Raw genomic sequence first — 20814 nt, forward strand, 5'->3', positions numbered from 1 at the left:
GCCGACCGTCGCCGCCCAACCCGGAAACGCGCCCCGCACCCGCCCTACCCGACCACCGCCCCCACGCCCCTCTCCGACTCCGCCTCCGTCTCCGTCTCCCGCTTGTGCGCCACCGCCGTCCGGGCCTCGGCGAAGGCGAGGCCCATGACGGCGGCGAGCAGCAGCGACGTCCCCAGGACGATCGCGGCGGTGAGGTGCTCACCCAGCAGGGAGACGGCGATCAGGGCCGCGCTCACCGGCTCCAGGAGCATGATCACGGAGACCGTGGCGGCCCGGACGACGGCGGCCCCGGCGAAGTAGAGCGCGTACGCGAGGGCGGTCGGCACGGCCGCCACGTACACGAGCAGGAGTACGACCCGTACCGGCGATTCGGTGTGCGGGACGAGTCCCTCCGCGGCCGCGAGCGGCAGCAGCCCGACCGCTCCGATGGCGAAGGCCCACGTGGTCGTCGCGAGGGCGTCCGTACCGCCGCCGTCACGGCCGAGCCACCGGGTGAGCAGGGTGATCGCCGCGTACCCGGCCGCGGACACGACCGCGAGGGTCACGCCCAGCGGCCGCACCTCCGCGTCCCCGCCGCCCAGGACGAGGACGGCCAGTCCGGCAAGCGCCCCCGCCGCCGCGAGGAGACCGCCGCGACCGAGGTGTTCGCCCATCGTGAGCCGGGCGCCGACGGCGATGAGGACGGGCCCCGCACCCAGGGTGACGACGGTGCCGACGGCGAGACCGGTGTCCTGGACCGCGGCGAAGTAGGCGCTCTGGAAGACGGTGAGCCCGACCCCCGTACCGAGGATGCGGGCCGCACGTCGGCCACGCGGTTCCCCGGCGGTACGGGCGACCGCGCGCCGGGGCCGCAGGGCCAGCGCACCCAGCAGCAGGACGAGCCCGCCGACGCAGCGCCAGAAGGAGAGGGCCAGCGGGCCCATGTCGCTGACGCGGAAGACCAGCGAGGCCGCGGCACCGGCGGTGCCCCAGGCGATCCCGGCGACGATGAGATAGACGAGGCTCCGCCCGACGGACAGGGCGGATCCCGAGGAGTTCGACACGTGACTTCTCCGTGGAGGAAGAGAGGGAAGGAGGGTCGCTCGGCTCCGCGCGCGGACAGCGACGCACCACTCGGGGGCGAGGAGTCGCCCACCCGAGCCCGGTCTTCGTCAGGAGATGTCGCCGCGCGCGCTAGGCGGCGGGCGGCGGAAGTACGGTCGCGTGCATGATCGGCACCCTAGGCGCCGGTCCGCCCGGCCGACAACTCCGTTTCCCGCCCGACACCTTCCGGCTCCGCCCCGGACCCGGCCACGGGGCCGGACGGCGGCGCCTTGGGCGTCGAGGACTGGGCGATGAAGGCCCCGACCAGGACCAGCGCGCCGCCGAGGATCTGCGGCGCCTCCAGGTGCTCACCGAGCAGGACCCAGGCCAGGACGGTCGCCACGACGGCCTCCAGGCAGGCCACGACGCCCGCGACCTGCGGGGAGAGCCGACGCACGGAGATGACACCGGTGACGTACGAGAGGACGGTGGCGATCAGGACGATCCAGCCGAGCAGCAGCCACGCGGGCACACTGCTGCCGTCCATGTCGGCACTGCCGCCGAGGATCGCCCAGTCCATGTTCCACGGCCGGGCCACGACGGTGAGGACGAGCGCGCCGATCAGCAGTCCATACGCGATGACACCGAGCGGATCGGCCTGCTCGGCCTCGTCGGCGCCCTGGTCGGAGAGGACGAAGTAGCCGACCTGGCAGCAGGCGGCGGCGAGCGCCAGGAGCAGACCGACGAGGTCGAAACTCAGCCCGGACCAGACCTGGACGACACAGGCGAGCCCGCCGACGGCCAGGACGACGCCGAGGGCGGCGGCGCGGGTGACGGGCCGCCGCTGGACGAAACGGACCCAGCCGAGGACGAGGGCCGGGGCGAGGTACTCGATGAGCAGCGCGACACCGACGGGGATGCGGGAGATCGAGGCGAAGTAGAAGGCCTGGACGCCGGCGACGGCGAGCAGGCCGAAGCCCAGGAGGAGGGCGGGTTTGCGGCGCAGGAGGTCGCGGTGGCGCCAGGCCACCGGAAGCATGACGAGCGCGGCGCCGGCGACCCGCAGCCACACCACGTGCAGCGGATCGAGTCCCGCCTCGATGAGCGGCTTGGCCGCCACTCCTGAACCACCGAATGCGAAGGCCGAGGCCAGGGCAAGTCCCAGGCCGGCGCTTCTCCCCTGAGACGCGTGCATCGGGCCATCATGACAGGACGCCGTCAGGTGCGTAACCCCCGTTACGCCTGTTGAGACGGCAGCTCCCCGGAGCCGTCCGCCCCACCCCTCAAGGGGGCGTCGATCAGCCCCGCGATCCGCGCCTCGGCACGGGCGACGAGCGCGCCCGGATCGACCCCGGCCCGCCGCAGCACGTCGACGGCCCGACTCTCGGAATCGGCGGCGAGGGCGGCGAACAGATCGAGCCCCCGAACACGCTCGGCACCATGCCCGGCTCCGTGCCCGGCTCCGCGCTCGGCACCATGCCCGGCTCCGCGCTCGGCGGCCCGCCGGAACGCGCCTTCCAGGGCGACGACCGCACACGGCGACCAGCCGAAGATCCGGTCGTCACCAGCCGCCGGCTCGGCCTCACGTACGGCGGGCAGCAGTCGCGCACTCGAGACCTCGACGGATCGCTGCCAGCGCAGACCGTAGCCGATGGACCGCTGGGCGAGGTAGCCGAGGACGCGGGCGAGCCGGCGATCGTCGTCGAAGGCGGCACCGACGTCCGGGTCGGACTCGACGAGCGCGTGCAGCAGGTGCGCGGTGTCGATGTGCCGGTCCCCGTCCCGGAGCGCTCTGCGGCGCGCACCCGCCAGGACCGCCGCGAGCGACGGCGTGAGGAAGGAGTCGAGCTCGGCGCGCGGGGCGACGATCTGCCCGAGCGGCGGAGGGAGAGGAACGGGACGGTGCACCCTCCCACCTCATCAGGCCGGGGCGGCCGGAACATCGGCGGGGAGAAGCATGTCCGCATCCCACCGGAGTCTGGCACGGACGCACGACCCCTCCTCCTTACGGAGGAGATTGCGGCCGTTCGCAACCAAGGGGCGCGCGCCGCCTTGCATTGCGCCCCCGATGCAACCGCGGGCCCGTTGCCGATCGTCCTCCGGTCGTGTTCTGGATGGTCGCTCTGCTCGCGCTCGATGGGCGGCAGCACGTGTACCGGGTGTACGCACCCCGGGAGGCGCTGCCCGCCGATCTGTTCTGGGCCGCGTTCCACTGCCACGAGGAGGACGGGGGGCCACGCGTCTCCGACAGCTTCGACTCGTCGGAGATCTGGTGGATCGGCGACGGCGCGGGCCCGGCCGCAGCAGAACTGACGATTCATCAGTATTGAATGTTCACGGCCGTACGGCTACGTTCCGCGACACCGGAACCAGTTGGCACGCCTGAAGGGGTGGTCGCATGGCCGAAGTCAGCGCGGAGGCACGGATCGAGGCCCCGGCCGGAAAGGTCTGGGCGCGGCTCACGGACTTCTCCTCGTACGGCGAGTGGAACGCCACCCACACCAGCTTCCCGAGCGGCGGCCCGGCGTCCCTGGAGACGGGCGCCACCTTCACCGAGAACATGAAGCTGATGGGCTTCCCGGCCGAGGTGCTCTGGACGGTCGAGGAACTGGAGACCGACCGGGCGCTCGGCATCAAGGGCAAGGGCCCGATGGGCGTCACCGTCACCACCCGCTACTCGCTCGCCGCGGACGGCGAGGCGACAACGGTGCGGATCGAGGGAGAGTTCACCGGAGCCGCGGTCTCCCTGATGGCGGGCAAGCTCAAGGACTCGGCGACGGCGGCGCTGACGGAGTCACTCCGAAAGCTCTCAGGCCTGGTCGTCTGAGCCGAACCGAACGCAACGCAACGCGTGCGAGGGCCCTGCGGTGTACACCGCAGGGCCCTTGCACATGCCCTCAAACCTCAAACCTCGGACCGCAGCCCTCAGTCCTCAGCCCTCAGCCCTCAGCCCTCAGTCCTCAGTCCTCAGTCCTCAGTCCTCATCGGCAAGGATGAGATACAGCTTCTTGCGGGCCTCGTTGATCACACCGACGGCCTTCTGCCGCTGCTCGGTGGTCCCGGTCTTCCAGACCTGCCCGAACGCCTCCATCAGACCGAAGCCGGCCTGCCGAATCTCGTTCACGGCCTCCCAGTCGACCCCGCGCCCGGCCTCTTCCCACGGGGCCTCCGGCCCCGCCTCGGCCTCGGCGCGCCCGGCGTCGGTGAGCGTGAACAGCTTCTTGCCACCCTCACTCGCGCTGGTGATCAACCCCTCGTCCTCCAGCATCTGAAGGGTGGGGTAGACCGAGCCGGGACTGGGCTTCCAGGCCCCGTCGCTGCGCTCGCCGATCTCGCGGATCATCTCGTAGCCGTGCATGGGGCGGTCCTTCAGGAGGGCCAGGATCGACGCACGCACGTCACCGCGCCGCGCCCTCCCACGCACCCCGCCACGACCGCGCCCCCCGAACCCGCCGCCGAAGGGCCCGCCGCCACCGAAGCCGGGCCCGAAGGGCCCGAACGCGGCACGCCGTCCCTCGAAGTCCCCCCGAGGGCCGGGGCCGCAGCCTCCACGACCGGCTCCGTGTCCGTTTCCGTACTCGTGTCCATGTGAACGCATCGCAACGCTCCTTCCATCGGGATTCCATCGTCGAACTGTCGCGATGCCTCAACGATATATCGGAACTGTTCACCGAGCAAGGCAACGACACAGAAGTCGCCTGCCTCAGCGACGGCGACCCGAGGCCGTCGGGAGTGACGCCCAGGAACCGGTCCAGTTCTCGGCGATTGGCCTTGGCCCGCGGATTTCCGCACCTTGTACGGTCAGCGGCATGCGGATCCGAATCGTCGACGCCTTCACCGACCAGCCCTTCTCCGGAAACCCGGCCGGAGTCCTCCTCCTCGACTCCTTCCCGGACGACGCCTGGCTCCAGAAGGTCGCCGCGGAGGTGAACCTCTCCGAGACGGCCTTCGCCCACCCTCTGCCCGCCGGCGGCGACGCGGACTGGGCCCTGCGCTGGTTCACCCCCACCACCGAGGTCGACATGTGCGGCCACGCCACCCTCGCCACGGCCCACGTCCTGCACACCACGGGCACGGCGAGCGGCACCGTCCGCTTCGCCACCCGGTCCGGAATCCTGGGCGCCACCGCCGCCGCGGACGGCTCCATCACGATGGACTTCCCGACCTCGTCCCTCTCCCCCGTCCCCGTCCCCGAGGGGCTGGAGAAGGCGCTCGGCGCCGAGGTCGTCGCCGTCCACGACACGGCCGCCCACATCGGCGACCTCGTGGTCGAGCTTCGCGACGAGGCCACCGTCCGCGCCCTGACACCGGACTTCGGCGCCCTCGTGGGCCTCTCCTCGCGCGGCATCATCGCCACCGCCGCGGCCGAGAACCCCGCCAACGGCTACCACTTCGTCTCCCGCGGCTTCTTCCCGGCCGTCGGCATCGACGAGGACCCGGTGACCGGCAGCGCCCACACGGCACTCGCCCCCTACTGGTCGGCCCGCTTCGGCCGCGAGGACCTCACCGGCTTCCAGGGAGGCGCCCGCACCGGCCACGTCCACACCCGGCTCCGCGGCGAGCGCACCCTGCTGACCGGCCACGCCGTCACGGTCATCGAGGGCGACCTGCACGCCTGACGGATCCCCTACGGAAACAAGGGTGGGGCGTACGGCTCAAGCCGTACGCCCCACCCCGCCGAATCGCCGCTCCTCACCCCGCCGAATCGCCGCTCCTCACCCGGTCGGCAGCCACCCCACCTTGCCCGCCAGCAGCCCGTACCCGACGAAGGCCACGATGTCGAGCAGCGCATGCGCCACGACAAGCGGCCCGACCCGCCCCCAGCGGCGGTACAGCAGGACGAAGACGACGCCCATCACCACGTTGCCGAGGAAGCCGCCGATGCCCTGGTAGAGGTGGTACGAGCCGCGCAGCACCGAACTCGCCACCAGGGCCGCCATCGGCGTCCACCCCAACTGCCCGAGTCTGCGCAGCAGGTAGCCGACGACGATGACCTCCTCCAGTACGGAGTTCTGGATCGCCGACAGGATCAGCACCGGGTACTTCCACCACACGTCCGGCAGCGACTCCGGCACCACCGTCAGGTTGAACCCGGTCGCCCGCGCCGCCAGGTAGAAGGCGAGCCCCGCACTCCCGATCCCGGCCGCGACCAGCGCCCCGCGCCCCAGGTCGGGCCAGGGCCGGGTCCGGTCGAAGCCGATCACCCGGAGCCCGACGCCCTCGCGCAGCAGGAGATGGGCGACGAGGAGCACCGGAACGAGCGCCGAGGCGATGCCGAAGAGCTGCCAGGACAGATCGAGCCACGGTCGGCCCGGCGCGTACGAGCCGTTGAGCGTCGCCGCCTGCTCCTTCAGCGACCCCGGCTTGGTCAGGGAGCCGATGAAGCTGATGAGGGACGACAACGCGCTGGCGCCGAGCGAGAGCGCGAGCACGATGAGGGTCTCGGAGCGCAGCACCTTGCGCGGCAGACCTCCGGGGGGCAGGGAAGCGTCCCTCACGTCTTGCTCCGACACCACACCTGTCTCCTCTTCCCCTCGCGGGCGCACGCCGTTCCGGCGGTCCCGGCGGACACCGTCCGGCCGCGACCACCTTGACATGATCACCCATGCTCCGGGCCGCCGCCCGGAGCCGAGGGGCAGGGGTCAGTCGATCCCCACGGGCCAGGTGTGCACCGGCTCCCCCTCGTGCATGAGCGTCCGGTAGCGGCGGGTGGTCGCCGCGAGCGCCGCCTCCCGGTCGAGACCCGACTCCAGCGCCTTGTGGAAGGTGTCGGCCTGCCAGGAGGCGCCGTTCACCTTCCGCAGGCAGCGCTGCTCGATCACCCCGAGGTAGAAGTCCCGGTCGGCCGGCTCGATGTTCCAGGCGTCCAGACCGGCGGCGGCGAGCGGCAGGAGTTCGTCGAGGACGAGCCGTACCGCCGGCAGGGTCGCGACACCGCCCGCGCGGCCCGAGCGGGGCCAGCGCAGCTCCGCCTCGATGCCGTGGCGGCAGGCCGTGTCGAAGTTGGCCTCGGCGTCCTCGAAGGCCATCCGCTTCCAGACCGGCCGCGGCTCGTCGGCGAGCGAGCGTACGAGCCCGTAGTAGAAGGCGGCGTTGGCGATCACGTCGGTCACGGTGGGCCCCGCAGGCAGGACCCGGTTCTCGACGCGCAGGTGCGGGACCCCGTCGACCCAGCCGTACACGGGTCTGTTCCAGCGGTAGACCGTGCCGTTGTGCAGGACGAGCTCCTGGAGCTTCGGCACCCCGCCCTCGTCGAGGACGAGCAGCGGGTCCTCCTCGTCGCAGATGGGGAGCAGCGCGGGGAAGTAGCGGAGGTTCTCCTCGAAGAGGTCGTACACCGAGTCCACCCACCGCTCCCCGAACCAGGTGCGCGGCCGGACTCCCTGGGACTGCAGCTCGGGCGGCCGGGTGTCGGTGGCCTGCTGGAACAGCGGCGGGCGGGACTCGCGCCACACCTCGCGGCCGAAGACGAAGGGGGCGTTCGCACCGAGGGCGATCTGTACGCCCGACACCGCCTGGGCCGCGTTCCAGACGGCGGCGAAGCGGGCGGGCGTCACCTGGAGGTGGAGCTGGACGGAGGTGCAGGCGGCCTCGGGCACGATCGACTCCGAGGTGCACAGGAGCCGTTCGACACCGTGGATGTCGAGGGTGAAGTCCTCGCCCCGGGCGGCGAGGATCTGGCCGTTGAGGAGCGCGTACCGGTCGGCGGCCGACAGGTTCTCGAGGACCAGGTCGCTCTGGGTGAGCGTGGGCAGTATGCCGATCATGACGACGCCCGCGTCGAGTTCCCTGGCCTTGCGGTCGGCATATCCGAGTCCGGTGCCGATCTCCTCCGCGAGCCGGTCGAATACCCTCCCGCCGAGCCGGTGCGGAGCGATGTTCACTTCCAGATTGAACAATCCGAGTTCCGTCTGGAAATCGGTGCTGGCGATCCTTTCCAGGACCGGCGCGTTGAGCATCCGGGGCAGTCCGTCGGCGCCGGCGAGATTGAGTTCGATCTCCAGGCCCATGAGATTGCGGGGCCGGTCGAACCTCTTCTCCGCCAGGAGCCTCGCGAGCCCCGCGAGACACTGCTGGAGCTTTCTCCGGTACTGCTGCCGGTCGGACGGTCCAAACCCGTCCGCGTCGACCTTCTCCCCCATCGAAGCGTCCCTCCCACAGTGGGCAGCCGCCACGACGGCCGCGCGTCACGGACCATGATGCCCAGCCCACTGATCCACAACGCCTGCGGCGGGAAGCCTTCGGAAGATAGGCTGGAGGGAGCTCTCCGGCGGCACATCCCGAAGGCATGGAACGGTCGACATATACCAATGTCCTATTGTCCCGTGACGGGGGATGTGAATTCAGCCGTCCGGCTCGGCGAGGAATACGCAGGTGAGAGGCGTGCAGGAGCCGTGATTCCGCCTGAACGGCCGTTGAATAAGGCTTGATGACGTCTTGTCAGGAATATCGGTGACGTCTAGCGGAAACACTGTGTGAACACGTGTCGTATAAACTCCGCGGACGAGGCAGAGTGTTGGCGCCCGGCCACGGCCCCAAGGCCCCTCTCTGGCCGCGCCGCCGACAGCGCCGTCGTACCTGCCCACGCATCACCGTGTCTCCTGAGTGAGAGGCGACCCACCATGCTCCGACCCTCCCCGGCCCCTGCGCCGGCCCTCCGCAGTGTCCTCGCGGCCCTCGGCTCACCGACCGCCGTCCGTGAGGCGCGAACTCCCGCCCTGCGGGCCACGCAGGGACCACTGAGCCCCGAACTCCCCTTGCCCGTGCACGTCCTCGGCGTCACCGGGACACCGGGACGGACCCCCCGCACCCGGCTCACCGGCTGGCGGTTCCTGATCCGGAACGGGGGGCGGGCGATCGCCGCCGCGGACACCATGCTCACCCCGGACGGCTGGACGTTCTCGCACTTCTTCGAGGGGCCGTACGTCACGGCGACGGAACAGGCCCTCGCCCACGCCGAGTCGCTGGCCACCCCGTACCAGCCCCGGCTGCTCTCCGTGCCCGAGCTCTACATGCTGACGCTCTGGCTGCACGCCGAACCGGAGGCGGACGGCACGACCGTCACCCCGGCCGCGCCCGACCTCCTGGTACCCCTGGCGCCCGCGCCGCCGGGGATCGCGGCCCACCGGCCGTACCAGGTCGCCGACCTCCTGCCCGTCCTCAGCACGCGTCTCGCGCCGCCGCCCCTCCTGGGCTCGGCGGCGCCCGCCTGATGCACCTCACGCGCGGCTCGGCCCCTTAGAGCCGACCGGCCCCCGCCCCGTGACCCGCCCGGGTCACGGGGCGCACTGCTGTCCGAGAACCGCACCCGAACAGGCCCCCCGAACACCCCTCCCGTACGGACTAGCCCGCTTGGGCCACCCCGAACCACCCGAAGAGACCGTGCAGTTGACCTGAACCGCCCCTGCGGGTGATGCGTCTTCCCCGGAGAGGACGAGCTGCCGCGAAATACCTGCGGAAGACCGTCCATGGGGCAAGACTGGGACCGGAACCGAACCGACCGACGGGGGCGGCGATGAGCGCGAAGAGCCGCAGGACATCCACCACGACGCAGCGAAAGAACCCACCCATGTGCCAGCACCAGCCTGCCTGTCCCACCGCCGACTCCGCCGACCGGGAGGCGGCCCGCCTGATGGCGCACCACCCGGAACAGGGCTGGAGCCTGCTGTGCAACGGTGTCCTGCTCTTCGAGGACACCGGTGAACTGCTGCCGGACGGGCAGATCATCGCCCCGCACCGGCCGCTGACCGCGGGACAGGTGACGACCGCCGCCTGAGGGCGCGGAAGGCGACACCGTACGTACGAGGGAAACGCCGAGGGCCGGCCCGGAGGAGATCCCCCGAACCGGCCCTCGACTCATGCTCAGTTGTCGTACTCGTCCATCGGCGGGCACGAGCAGACCAGGTTCCGGTCGCCGAAGGCGCCGTCGATGCGGCGCACCGGCGGCCAGTACTTGTCGGCGGCCGAGACGCCGGCCGGGAAGACCGCCTCGTCACGGGTGTACGCGTGGTTCCACTCGCCGCCCAGCGCGGCCGCGGTGTGCGGGGCGTTGTGCAGCGGGTTGTCGTCGGCGGGCCACTCGCCGGAGGAGACCTTCTCGATCTCGGCCCGGATCGCGATCATCGTGTCGCAGAAGCGGTCCAGCTCGGTGAGGTCCTCGGACTCCGTCGGCTCGATCATCAGCGTGCCGGCCACCGGGAAGGACATCGTCGGCGCGTGGAAGCCGTAGTCGATCAGGCGCTTGGCGATGTCGTCGACCGTGACACCCGTCTCCTTGGAGAGCGGACGCAGGTCCACGATGCACTCGTGGGCGACCAGACCGGCCGGACCGGTGTAGAGCACCGGGAAGTGCGGCTCCAGGCGCTTGGCGATGTAGTTCGCCGCGAGCACGGCCACCTGCGTGGCGCGCTTGAGGCCCTCGCCGCCCATCAGGCGCACGTACGACCAGGAGATCGGCAGGATGCCCGCGGAGCCCCACGGAGCGGCCGAGATCGGACCGACGCCGGTCTCCGGGCCCGCGGTGGGCTGGAGCGGGTGGTTCGGGAGGTAGGGGGCGAGGTGGGCGCGGACGCCGACCGGGCCGACACCCGGGCCGCCACCGCCGTGCGGGATGCAGAAGGTCTTGTGCAGGTTCAGGTGCGAGACGTCGCCACCGAACTTGCCGGGCTTGGCCAGACCGACCAGCGCGTTGAGGTTGGCGCCGTCGACGTACACCTGACCGCCGGCCTCGTGGACCTCGGCACAGATGTCGGCGACGTGCTCCTCGAAGACGCCGTGCGTCGACGGGTAGGTGATCATCAGCACGGACAGCTCGTCGCGGTACTGCTCGATCTTGGCGCGCAGGTCCGCGACGTCGACCTCGCCGTCGTCGGCGGTCTTGACGACGACGACCTTCATGCCGGCCATCACCGCGGAGGCGGCGTTGGTGCCGTGCGCGGAGGACGGGATGAGGCAGACGGTGCGCTGCAGGTCGCCGTTGGCGCGGTGGTACGCGCGGACGGCGAGCAGACCGGCCAGCTCGCCCTGCGAACCGGCGTTGGGCTGGATCGACACCTTGTCGTAGCCGGTGACCTCGGCGAGGCGCTCCTCGAGCTCGGTGATGAGCGTGACGTAGCCCTGCGCCTGGTCGATCGGGGCGAAGGGGTGGATCTGGCCGAACTCGGGCCAGGTCACCGACTCCATCTCGGTCGTCGCGTTCAGCTTCATCGTGCAGGAGCCGAGCGGGATCATGCCGCGGTCCAGCGCGTAGTCGCGGTCCGCGAGCTTGCGCAGGTAGCGCAGCATCGAGGTCTCGGAGCGGTGCGCGTGGAAGACCGGGTGGGTCAGGTACGCGTCGGAGCGCAGCAGCCCGGCGGGCAGCGTGTCCTCGACGGCCGCGTCCAGGGCCTCGACGTCACCGTCGACACCGAAGGCGGCCCACACGGCGGCGATCTGCTCGCGCCCGGTGGTCTCGTCACACGAGGCGGACACCAGGTCGGCGTCGACGCGGTAGAGGTTCACACCGGCCTCACGGGCGGCGGCCACGACCGCGTCGGCACGACCGGGCACCCGGACGGTCACGGTGTCGAAGAAGCTTCCGTGGACGACCTCGACGCCACCGTTCCGCAGGCCCGCGGCAAGGATCGCGGCGTACCGGTGGGTACGGCGCGCGATGCCCTTCAGCCCCTCGGGCCCGTGGTAGACGGCGTACATCCCGGCCATGACGGCGAGCAGGACCTGCGCCGTACAAATGTTGCTGGTGGCCTTCTCGCGGCGGATGTGCTGCTCGCGGGTCTGCAGGGCGAGGCGGTACGCGCGGTTGCCGTCGGCGTCGACGGACACACCGACCAGACGGCCGGGCAGCGAGCGGGCGTGCTTGTCCTGGACGGCCATGTAGCCGGCGTGCGGCCCGCCGAAGCCCATCGGCACACCGAAGCGCTGCGTCGTACCGACGGCGATGTCCGCGCCCAGCTCGCCGGGCGAGGTGAGCAGGGTCAGCGCGAGCAGGTCGGCGGCGACGGTGACGATCGCACCGAGCTCGTGGGCCTGGTCGATGACGGCCTTGATGTCACGCACGGCGCCGGAAGCACCCGGGTACTGCAGCAGCACGCCGAAAACACCACGCGCGGCGATCTCGTCGGGAATCCCGTCGCTGAGATCGGCGACGACGACCTCGACCCCGGTCGGCTCGGCGCGGGTCTCGATGACGGCGATCGTCTGCGGCAGGGCGTCGGCGTCGACGAGGAAGACACCGTTCTTGACCTTGCCGACGCGCCGGGCGAGGGACATGGCCTCGGCGGCGGCGGTGCCCTCGTCGAGGAGGGAGGCGCCCGAGGTGGGCAGACCGGTCAGGTCGGCGACCGTGGTCTGGAAGTTGAGCAGCGCCTCCAGGCGCCCCTGCGAGATCTCCGGCTGGTACGGCGTGTAGGCCGTGTACCAGGCCGGGTTCTCCATCACGTTCCGCAGGATGACCGGCGGGGTGAAGGTCCCGTAGTAGCCGAGACCGATCATGGGGGCGAGGACCTGGTTGCGGTCGGCGAGCGTGCGCAGCTCGGCGAGCACCTCGGCCTCGGTGCGCGCGGCCGGCAGGCCCAGCGCCTCGGTGTTCTTGATCACGTCCGGCACCGCGGCGGCCGTGAGCTCGTCGAGCGAGCCGTAACCGACCTGGGCGAGCATCTTGGCCCGCGCTTCGGCGTCGGGCCCGATGTGCCGCTGCTCGAACGGGATGCCCTGTTCGAGTTCGGAGAGCGGAATGCGGTTGGCGGTCATGTGCGGAGGCCTCCTGGTCGTCACGACCTGCGAGGGGCACCACGGCGCGGGTACCCGGACGGCCTCCCCCTCTGTCATCTCAACCTGAGAGTTTCACCGGCACGCCTCACGGCACGCCGGCTTTCACCGTCGGTGAGAGCGCATGCCGTCGGACACCGCTCTGCTTTCCAGAGTGACCTCGTCCGCGCGGTACAGGGGCCTGAGAGATTCCGGGGAGGATTTGCTCCTTCGGCGCCCTCCGGAAGGTTTCTCCGGGGGACTCTCCCGCACAGGGTCGACAGCCACAGCCAGCCTACCAGCGAGGTTGCGGCTCCCATCGCTCAAGTGGCCGACATCCCAGTTGTGCACTTTCGTAGGGGTGTAGAGCAGTTGCGACCAGTTGGAGGGACCGTGCAGACCGACATCGATCCGCGCAGCCTGATCGGCCGCAAGGCGTTCGACCGGAACGGAAACAAGATCGGAACCGTGGACGAGGTGTACCTGGACGACGCGACCGGCATCCCGGAATGGGCCGCGCTCCGCACCGGCCTCTTCAGCCGGGACGCGTTCGTCCCTCTGGAACCGAGCGACCTGATGGAAGACGGCCTCCACATCCCGTTCGAACGCGCCCTCATCAAGGACGCCCCCGACTTCGGCGTGGGCCGCCACCTCTCCCCCGAGCAGGAACTCCAGCTCTACCGCCACTACAGCCTCACGCTCCCCCCGCCACCCCAGGACACCGACTTCGGCCGCCTGGCGGGCCAGGAAGGCCCCTGACGCCGAACACGGCCCCGGGCACGCACTCGACCTGACTCCGAGCCCCTGCCGGCCCACGGGGCCATGGGGCGCGATCCACGGGCCCGCACGGCGGTCCGCCGCGAGGGGTGGGAACCCCAGCCCGGCCGCAAGGCCGGGCGCACCCCATCGGACCCGCACCCAGCCGGCACCGGACCCGCACCGGCCCGCGCCCCTCACGCCCCCGCGCGACACCCGTCCCGCACCAGCGGCAACGGCTCCGCCGGCTCCAGCTCCGGATCGTCGACCGAGAACGTCCGTACGCGCCCCGGCTCCGACCACGGCTCCTCGAACCGCACCGTGACCCTCCCGACCCCGCTTCCCTGTACCCACCCAGGCCCGTGCACCGCGTGCCGTACGTCGTGCCCGGGCGCCCAGCGCCGCTCGACGGCAACGGACGCGGCAACCTCATCGGCCCCGCCCGGCTCAGGGTCGACCGCCGCCACGGCCCCGACACCACCGGCACCCGCGCCGCCGCCCCCGGCCTCCTCCGCCTGCGCGAAGAGGTCCTCCTGCGTATAGTCCGCGAGCCCGCTCACTCCCACACCGAGCAGCCGCACACCCCCGGTCGTGTCGACCGCCTCGAGGAGCCGCCCCGCGGCCTCCCGGACGACCACCGGATCGTCCGTGGGCCCCCGCAGCGTCTCGGACCGCGTCAACGTCGAGAAGTCGAACCGCCGCACCTTGAGGACGATGGTCCGCCCCGAGTGCCCGGACGCCCGCAACCGCCCCACACACCGCTCCGCGAGCCGGTCCACCTCGGTCCGGATCCGTACCCGGTCGTGCAGGTCCACGTCGAAGGTGTCCTCGACCGACACCGACTTGGCGTCCCGCTCGGCCACCACGCGCCTGTCGTCGTACCCCTGGGCCATCCGATGGAGCGAGGCCCCGTGCGCCCGCCCCAGCAGCCGTACGAGCTCGTCCTCGCCCGCCTCGGCGAGATCCGACACCGTGGTCATCCCGGCACGCCGCAGATGCTCCCCGGTCGCGGGCCCGACCCCGGGCAGGATCCGCACCGAACGCGGCCCCAGGAGCTCCCGCTCGGTCCCCGGCTCGATGAGCACGAGCCCGTCCGGCTTGGCCTCCTCGGAGGCGATCTTCGCGATCATCTTCGACCCCGCGAGCCCCACCGACCCGGTGAGGCCCGTCGTCGCCAGGATGTCGACCCGGAGCCGCTCGCCGACGGCCCGCGCGCCGGCGCTGTCGTGGGCGAGGTCCCCGGCCTCCAGATCGACGAAGGCCTCGTCGAGGCTGAGCGGCTCGACAAGCGGCGAGAGCCGCCCGAGGAGTTCCATGACCTGTTCGCTGATCGACCGGTAGAAGGCGAAGCGCGGGACGAGATAGGCGGCGTTCGGCGCGAGCCGCCGCGCCTGCCCCATGGGCATGGCCGAGTGGACGCCGAAGCGGCGCGCCTCGTACGAGGCGGTGGCGACCACCCCCCGCGGCCCGAGGCCGCCCACGACCACGGGCTTTCCGCGCAGGCTGGGCTTCGCCGCCTGCTCGGCGGCGGCGAAGAAGGCATCCATGTCGAGATGCAGGATCGTCGGCGCGGCTCTCACACTTCCGATGCTGCCCCATGCCACTGACAACGGGCCCGCGACCACCCCGGCGCACCGACAGCAGTCACAGCCTCAGCCGCCGCAGGAAGCCTCACGAGGCACCCGCAAGCCCACCAGCAGCCGCAGGCCGCCCCCGCACCCGGGAAGCGGCCCCACGACACCACCCAAGGGGAACCAACGCCCCCAGCGGCCTCTCAGACCGCCCTGTCGCGCCGCCGCCGGGCAAGCTCGTCACCCGGGTTGTGCCCGACCAGCGTCTCGCCGGTGTCGACCCGCTCCCCGTGCAGCTGCGAGAGCGCGGCCTCCACGTCCTGCCAGACGACCCCCACGGCGATCCCGAAGACGCCCTGACCGCCCTGGAGGAGGTCGACGACCTCGTCGGGCGAGGAGCACTCGTACACCGTGGCCCCGTCGCTCATGAGCGTCATCCGCTCCAGACCACGGAAGCCCCGGGCGCGCAGGTGCTGCACCGCCGCCCGGATGTTCTGCAGGGCCACCCCGGTGTCGAGGAAGCGCTTGACGATCTTCAACACGACGACGTCGTGGAAGCTGTAGAGCCGTTGCGTGCCCGACCCGTAAGCGGGCCGCACGCTCGGCTCCACGAGCCCGGTGCGCGCCCAGTAGTCCAACTGGCGATAGGTGATTCCGGCGGCCGCGCAGGCCGTGGGGCCGCGATAGCCGACCACCTCACCCGCCGGGCTCGCACTCACGTCCGCCCCGAGGTCGCCCACACTGCCGTGAAGCGGATACGGACCGGACTCCCCGGACACGCGTCCGAGCGAGCTCCCTGTCGTACCGTCCGCGCTGCTCATCACGCCGACCCTCCGTCCTTGACCTGCCCACACGAAGGTAGGCAGTCACTCGGGGTGCGTCAACGATCGCCACACTCGGCACGCCGAGTGATAATCACCCTGAGAGTGGTTTCCCGTGTCTCTCTCCGGGGAAAGGCTACTCGAATGCTCTGACAGCACCCCTGGAACGGCTCGTACGCGGCCCACGCGCGCCCCGGCTCATCACCGGAGCGCACGGCCGAGCGCTCGCCCTCGGCCGGGCCCCGGAAGCGACCTCACGGCCGCAGCACTCACTGGCTGTTGGTCCCGAAGTCCTCCGGTGAGATCTGGTCGAGAAATTCGCGGAACTTCTCGACCTCGTCCTCCTGCTCGTCCGGAATCGCGATACCGGCGTCGTCCAGCACACCGTCACTGCCGTAGATCGGCGTCCCGGTCCGCAGGGCCAGCGCTATCGCGTCGGACGGCCTGGCGCTCACCTCGACGCCGCTGGCGAAGACCAGCTCGGCGTAGAAGACCCCGTCACGCAGATCCGTGATGCGGACCTCGGTGAGCTCCTGCCCCACGGCCTCCAGCACGTCCTTGAACAGGTCGTGCGTCAGCGGCCGCGGAGGGGCCATCCCCTGCTGGGCGAAGGCGATCGCGGTCGCCTCACCCGGTCCGATCCAGATGGGGAGGTACCGATCGCCTCCCACTTCCCGCAGGAGCACGATCGGCTGGTTGGAGGGCATTTCCACCCGGACACCCACAACGTCGAGCTCGTTCACACAGCAACCCTAGGACGTGCCCGGCCGGTTTGGATAGTCGGGCCCGTCCAAGATCACTGGAGCCGGATGCCCAGAGCCGTCCGCACGAACGTCGCATGCAGCCTCACCGACAGCTCGGCGAGCTCCTTCGCGGTGGCCTCCGCATGTGCTCTGGTCTGCGGATTACGGTGCCGACGCAAGGGCGCGACCATCTGTTCGAGCAGCCCGGCCTCCCGGTCTGCGGCCGCCTTCATGCCCCGCAGGTGACGCGGTTCGAGACCGAATCTCCCCAGATCCGCGACAAGTCTGACGACCGTGACGGCCTCGGCGTCGTAGCCGCCGCCCCTCGCCTCGGCGAGCAGCCCGTACGACTCCCACTCGGCGAGCTCGGCCTCGGTGACCTCCGTGGCGGCGAGCAGCTCGGCCCTGCCGATGCGCGCGGCCGTAGGACGTTCGCCGTCCTGCTCCCAGGGCCCGTCGAGTACCTCGCCCCGGCGCCCGGGCGCCGGCAGCGCGATCTGCTCGCCACGGGCGAGGGCATCGAGGTGCTCACGGATGACCTTCAGCGGAAGATAGTGGTCCCGCTGCATCCGCAGGATCTGAGCGAGCCGCTCCACGTCCTGCGGGCTGAACTTCCGGTACCCGGACGCCGTGCGCAGGGGCTCGACGAGCCCCTCGGCCTCCAGGAACCGGATCTTCGAGATCGTCACTTCGGGAAATTCGTCGCGCAGCCGGTTCAGCACCGTCCCGATGCTCACCAGCCCGTCGCCCGCGGTGGCGGTGCCGGATCCGGCACCGCCCGTCGGTGTTCGCAGCATGGACCTTCCCTGAAGGCTTCTCCGAGGCGTCACACGCCTCGCTGGCTCGAGTAGAAGACCAGCCGGTACTTGCCGATCTGCACCTCGTCGCCGTTGGACAGAACGACCGATTCGATCGGCTCACGGTTGACGTACGTGCCGTTGAGGCTGCCGACATCGGCGACGGTGAAGCTGCCGTCCTGGGCCCGCCGGAACTCGACATGACGCCGGGAGACGGTGAAGTCGTCCAGGAAGATGTCGCTCTGCGGGTGACGGCCGGCCGTCGTCAGCTCTCCGTCGAGCAGGAACCGGCTGCCGGAGTTCGGCCCCCGGCGCACCACGAGGAGCGCGGAACCCAGAGGCAGTGCCTCCACGGCCGCGAGCGCCTCGGGAGACAGCGACGGAAGGGGAGTCTGGCCGGTGACCTCCGCTTCGTACGCCTCGAGCCCCGAGATGGAGATCGTCGACGTCGTCTCGGACGCACGCTCGGGGGCGACCCCGCCCCGCAACGGCGTACCGCAGTGGGAGCAGAAGCGACTGTCGGCCGCGTTGCGATGACCGCACCTCGTACACACCGGCATGGACGCATCCTCCTGCCGCGGCAGCCCCGCGGAGGTCTGTGTCGCGTACGGGTCGGGGGTAAACCCTCCACCCGTACTTGAGGTTGATGGTTCCCCGAAACCTATGCGGGCAGCCCCGGCCGGGTCAACAGACGACGCGCCCTCAGCGCCCGAAATGTCACCGCCCTGACCATCGACCTCATCGCGGAAGAGCGGGCGCTCGCCGCCCTGCTCCTCGCTCTGGGCATGGCGCGGCGCGCGGTGCCTGGCGTTGCCGCCGTCCTCGCGTGCGCTCTTGCCGAACAACTTCGCAAACAACTTCACGGGCGATTCCCCTTGACCGAAACAGACCCGCCCGTGGGGCAGGACGAACCGAGATCCATCACACCTGCCGACCCGGACACCTTCACAACGTCCGTATCCTCCGGACAGTTTCCACCACGCACCACCGTTGTGGTGCGCCGACCCCCCGCAACGTCATGCGCTTGTCGCGGGACCCCCTCGTCCCCGACTCACTCCGAGGACGACTGAGCGTAGTCAGGCCGCTTCGCGGGTCGCAAGGCGTCGACGACGATCTTCGCCGACCGCTCCACCGTGGCTGTGGCCTGCTCCTTCTCCAGAGTCTGGACGACACCGCCGGGGATGTTGAGCGCGGGCTCGAGATCCTCCGGCTTGCCGATGACCTTGAAGACGTACGGAGCGGTCACCTTCGTTCCATCGATCCGCATGTCGTCACCGCTACCGGTGAAATAACTGTCCGCCACCACCCGCACACCGTTGACCTGGATCGCCTCGGCACCCGCGGCCCGCAGCTCCTGGATGGCGTCGAGCAGCATGTCCGACTCGACGGCACCGGTGGGGTCCCCCACGGTGAGCGTGATCCCCGGCCCCTCGGCGGCGACCGTGCCGGCGAGGATCCCGAGCTGCTGCTCCTTCTCCTGGGTCTGCTTGCGCGCCTCTTCGGCCTGGTCCGAGCTGGACTCCAGCTCGGACCGCTGCTTCTCCAGCCGCGCCTTCTCGTCCTCCAGGCGCTGCGTACGGTCGTCGAGCTCGTCGAGGATCCGCACCAGGTCCTCCTGCCGCGCCCCGCGCAGCGCGCTGTTCTCGCTGGTCGAGGAGACCTGGATGGCGAGGCCGAGTCCGAGGACGAACAGCAGCAGGGCGACGATGAGTTGGGCGCGCGTGACCCGCGGCGGCCACAGAGCGGAGGCGAGCCTACGCCGCCCACTCGGCGACCCGGCCCCGGCCGGCGCGACGGGAGAGACGGGAGCGACGGACTCCGACGTCCCGCCCTTCTCGGGGCTCGGGACGCTCGCGGAGTCCGCGGACTCCGCGGACTCCGCGGCCTCCCCGGGCTTCTCCGCCTTCCGGGAAGGCTCGGGGTCCTGCGTCGCTTCCGCGCCCTGCGAGGCTTCACGCTCCTGCCGGCCCTCGGAGCTCCCGGAACCCTCCGAAATCTCGGGGCTCTCGGGGTTCTCGGGCTTCCGGAGGTTCTCGGGCTTCTCGGGGTTCTCGGAGTTCTCAGGCGTCTGAGGGTTCTCGCTCATCGGCCTCACGCCCGGAACACGTGGCGCCGGATGGCGGCCGCGTTGGAGAAGATCCGGATACCGAGCACGACGACCACACCGGTCGACAGCTGCGCGCCCACGCCCAGCTTGTCGCCGAGGAAGACGATCAGCGCGGCGACGACGACGTTCGAGAGGAACGACACCACGAAGACCTTGTCGACGAAGATGCCGTCGAGCATGGCCCGAAGACCGCCGAAGACCGCGTCAAGGGCGGCGACCACGGCGATCGGAAGATAGGGCTCGACCACCGCCGGAACCTCGGGTCGGACCAACAGTCCGACCACGACTCCGACGATCAGGCCCAGTACGGCGATCACGATGTGCCCTTCCCTGTGTCAGCCGTGGCCCGGCCGGAAGGCGTCGCCCCGGCCCCCCTCGGCTCTGCTGTCCGTACGGTCAGGCTCGGCGCGGCCGGCAGGCGCACGTCGCCCTCGGCCGAGATGCTGCTCCTGATCCCGAAGTTCTCCACCAGCGCGTGCAGATACTGCCCGTCGGCGCTGTCCTGGAACGCTGTGCTCAGCCGCTGTCCGTCCCCGATCGCAAGGACGGTGTACGGCGGCACCAGCGGCTTGTTGTCGACCAGTATGGCGTCACCGGCGGCCCGGATCGCGGACAGCGACGTCAGCCGCTGCCCGTTGATCGAGACGGCTTCGGCGCCGGACTCCCACAAGCCGTTGACCACCCGCTGCATGTCCCGGTCGCGGACGCGCCCCGTGTCCGAGAAGCCACTGCTCTCCCGCGGTCCGCCGCCACCGGTGTCGGTGCCCTTGGCGTCGTCGACGACCAGTTTCACCCCGGGGCCGTGCACCGGGGTCGCCCCCGAGAGCAGACCCACGAGCTCCGCCTGGTCCCCGCCGTGCTGCTCCAGCGCCTGCCGCTGCCGTGCCCCGACCTCGGTCCGGATCCGCTCGACGTCCCGCTCCAGCTGATCGGCTGCCGAGGTCTCCCCCTCGATCCGGTCGATCAGGTCCTGCCGCTCTTTGGCGACCACCGGCGCCGAGATCCGCGCCTCGGCGGCACCCACGGTCACCACGGCCGCGGCCAGCACGAGGCCGACGGCGACACCGAGCTTGGCACGCAGGGTACGGGGCAGACCACCGCCCTCGGCCTCGCGCCGGGCCGTGGCCTCCGCGTAGCCGTCGTCGAGCGCGTGGTCGATCACGTTGTTCAGCAGCGACATCGACGCGTCCGGGCGCGGCGGCGGTGATCCGGTGCTCCGAACGGGGGGCTGCTGCGACATGCCGCACATCG

The 20814-nt window shown here is 71.1% G+C and carries 21 protein-coding genes and 1 riboswitch; of the genes, 6 read left to right on the forward strand and 15 right to left on the reverse strand.

Features of this window, described 5'->3' with window-relative positions:
• Nucleotides 1-44 precede the first annotated feature (44 nt).
• The 3 genes from OG580_RS05030 to OG580_RS05040 form a co-directional block, all read right to left on the reverse strand.
• Entirely contained in the window at nucleotides 45-1043 is a 999-nt protein-coding gene (locus tag OG580_RS05030; RefSeq protein ID WP_267042432.1) for a DMT family transporter, read from the reverse strand.
• 176 nt (nucleotides 1044-1219) lie between these two features.
• Nucleotides 1220-2218, reverse strand: a complete 999-nt coding sequence (locus tag OG580_RS05035; RefSeq protein ID WP_267042433.1) for a DMT family transporter — start codon at nucleotides 2216-2218, stop codon at nucleotides 1220-1222.
• Between the two features lie 41 nt (nucleotides 2219-2259).
• On the reverse strand, nucleotides 2260-2931 hold the full coding sequence (locus OG580_RS05040) for a Clp protease N-terminal domain-containing protein (RefSeq protein WP_267042434.1): 672 nt from the start codon (nucleotides 2929-2931) through the stop codon (nucleotides 2260-2262).
• 197 nt (nucleotides 2932-3128) lie between these two features.
• Here OG580_RS05040 and OG580_RS05045 point away from each other — a divergent pair, with 197 nt between their 5' ends.
• Together OG580_RS05045 and OG580_RS05050 are read left to right on the forward strand one after the other, a co-directional pair.
• Nucleotides 3129-3353: a hypothetical protein gene (locus OG580_RS05045; protein ID WP_267042435.1), complete on the forward strand. Its 225-nt coding sequence runs from the start codon at nucleotides 3129-3131 to the stop codon at nucleotides 3351-3353.
• Between the two features lie 68 nt (nucleotides 3354-3421).
• Nucleotides 3422-3850 (forward strand): SRPBCC family protein, encoded by a 429-nt coding sequence (locus OG580_RS05050; protein WP_267042436.1) that lies wholly within the window; start codon nucleotides 3422-3424, stop codon nucleotides 3848-3850.
• Between the two features lie 147 nt (nucleotides 3851-3997).
• Here the strand turns inward: OG580_RS05050 and OG580_RS05055 are convergent, their stop codons facing one another.
• Complete coding sequence (locus tag OG580_RS05055) at nucleotides 3998-4420, reverse strand: PadR family transcriptional regulator (RefSeq protein ID WP_267042437.1); 423 nt, start codon at nucleotides 4418-4420, stop codon at nucleotides 3998-4000.
• A gap of 412 nt (nucleotides 4421-4832) precedes the next feature.
• Between OG580_RS05055 and OG580_RS05060 the strand changes: the two genes are divergently transcribed.
• Entirely contained in the window at nucleotides 4833-5642 is an 810-nt protein-coding gene (locus tag OG580_RS05060) for a PhzF family phenazine biosynthesis protein (protein WP_267042438.1), read from the forward strand.
• A 96-nt stretch (nucleotides 5643-5738) separates the two neighbouring features.
• Here the strand turns inward: OG580_RS05060 and OG580_RS05065 are convergent, their stop codons facing one another.
• Together OG580_RS05065 and OG580_RS05070 are read right to left on the reverse strand one after the other, a co-directional pair.
• Nucleotides 5739-6521, reverse strand: a complete 783-nt coding sequence (locus OG580_RS05065; protein ID WP_267042439.1) for a CPBP family intramembrane glutamic endopeptidase — start codon at nucleotides 6519-6521, stop codon at nucleotides 5739-5741.
• A gap of 144 nt (nucleotides 6522-6665) precedes the next feature.
• Nucleotides 6666-8165 carry a glutamate--cysteine ligase gene (locus OG580_RS05070; protein ID WP_267042440.1) on the reverse strand — a complete coding sequence of 500 codons (1500 nt, stop codon included), beginning with the start codon at nucleotides 8163-8165 and terminating at the stop codon, nucleotides 6666-6668.
• Between the two features lie 480 nt (nucleotides 8166-8645).
• Between OG580_RS05070 and OG580_RS05075 the strand changes: the two genes are divergently transcribed.
• Both OG580_RS05075 and OG580_RS05080 read left to right on the forward strand, forming a co-directional pair.
• On the forward strand, nucleotides 8646-9236 hold the full coding sequence (locus OG580_RS05075) for a hypothetical protein (RefSeq protein ID WP_267042441.1): 591 nt from the start codon (nucleotides 8646-8648) through the stop codon (nucleotides 9234-9236).
• A gap of 356 nt (nucleotides 9237-9592) precedes the next feature.
• On the forward strand, nucleotides 9593-9799 hold the full coding sequence (locus OG580_RS05080) for a DUF5999 family protein (RefSeq protein ID WP_017238438.1): 207 nt from the start codon (nucleotides 9593-9595) through the stop codon (nucleotides 9797-9799).
• Between the two features lie 86 nt (nucleotides 9800-9885).
• On the opposite strand, the gene gcvP is transcribed toward OG580_RS05080, so the two are convergent.
• On the reverse strand, nucleotides 9886-12771 hold the full coding sequence (gene gcvP, locus OG580_RS05085; protein WP_267042442.1) for an aminomethyl-transferring glycine dehydrogenase: 2886 nt from the start codon (nucleotides 12769-12771) through the stop codon (nucleotides 9886-9888).
• A gap of 177 nt (nucleotides 12772-12948) precedes the next feature.
• Nucleotides 12949-13048, reverse strand: a riboswitch (glycine riboswitch).
• 113 nt (nucleotides 13049-13161) lie between these two features.
• Between gcvP and OG580_RS05090 the strand changes: the two genes are divergently transcribed.
• Nucleotides 13162-13527, forward strand: coding sequence for a PRC-barrel domain-containing protein (locus OG580_RS05090; RefSeq protein WP_267042443.1), 366 nt, complete (start codon nucleotides 13162-13164; stop codon nucleotides 13525-13527).
• 194 nt (nucleotides 13528-13721) lie between these two features.
• On the opposite strand, the gene OG580_RS05095 is transcribed toward OG580_RS05090, so the two are convergent.
• From OG580_RS05095 to OG580_RS05130, 8 genes are all read right to left on the reverse strand, one after another.
• Complete coding sequence (locus OG580_RS05095; RefSeq protein WP_267042444.1) at nucleotides 13722-15104, reverse strand: DNA polymerase IV; 1383 nt, start codon at nucleotides 15102-15104, stop codon at nucleotides 13722-13724.
• A 194-nt stretch (nucleotides 15105-15298) separates the two neighbouring features.
• Nucleotides 15299-15916 (reverse strand): MerR family transcriptional regulator, encoded by a 618-nt coding sequence (locus OG580_RS05100; RefSeq protein WP_267042445.1) that lies wholly within the window; start codon nucleotides 15914-15916, stop codon nucleotides 15299-15301.
• 269 nt (nucleotides 15917-16185) lie between these two features.
• A complete protein-coding gene (locus OG580_RS05105; RefSeq protein ID WP_015032172.1) occupies nucleotides 16186-16659 on the reverse strand; it encodes a bifunctional nuclease family protein in 474 nt (157 codons plus the stop codon).
• 53 nt (nucleotides 16660-16712) lie between these two features.
• Nucleotides 16713-17456 (reverse strand): MerR family transcriptional regulator, encoded by a 744-nt coding sequence (locus tag OG580_RS05110; protein ID WP_267042446.1) that lies wholly within the window; start codon nucleotides 17454-17456, stop codon nucleotides 16713-16715.
• A 29-nt stretch (nucleotides 17457-17485) separates the two neighbouring features.
• Nucleotides 17486-18427 (reverse strand): FHA domain-containing protein, encoded by a 942-nt coding sequence (locus OG580_RS05115; RefSeq protein ID WP_267047900.1) that lies wholly within the window; start codon nucleotides 18425-18427, stop codon nucleotides 17486-17488.
• Between the two features lie 80 nt (nucleotides 18428-18507).
• Nucleotides 18508-19551 carry a DUF881 domain-containing protein gene (locus OG580_RS05120; RefSeq protein ID WP_267042447.1) on the reverse strand — a complete coding sequence of 348 codons (1044 nt, stop codon included), beginning with the start codon at nucleotides 19549-19551 and terminating at the stop codon, nucleotides 18508-18510.
• The gene (locus tag OG580_RS05125; RefSeq protein ID WP_015032176.1) at nucleotides 19548-19880 is read right to left on the reverse strand and encodes a small basic family protein; all 333 of its coding nucleotides are present in this window, start codon (nucleotides 19878-19880) and stop codon (nucleotides 19548-19550) included. The genes OG580_RS05120 and OG580_RS05125 overlap by 4 nt, the downstream gene beginning before the upstream one ends.
• Nucleotides 19877-20803 (reverse strand): DUF881 domain-containing protein, encoded by a 927-nt coding sequence (locus tag OG580_RS05130; protein WP_267042448.1) that lies wholly within the window; start codon nucleotides 20801-20803, stop codon nucleotides 19877-19879. The genes OG580_RS05125 and OG580_RS05130 overlap by 4 nt, the downstream gene beginning before the upstream one ends.
• Nucleotides 20804-20814 lie beyond the last annotated feature (11 nt).

The sequence above is a fragment of the Streptomyces sp. NBC_00094 genome (assembly GCF_026343125.1).
Taxonomy (GTDB): Bacteria; Actinomycetota; Actinomycetes; order Streptomycetales; family Streptomycetaceae; genus Streptomyces.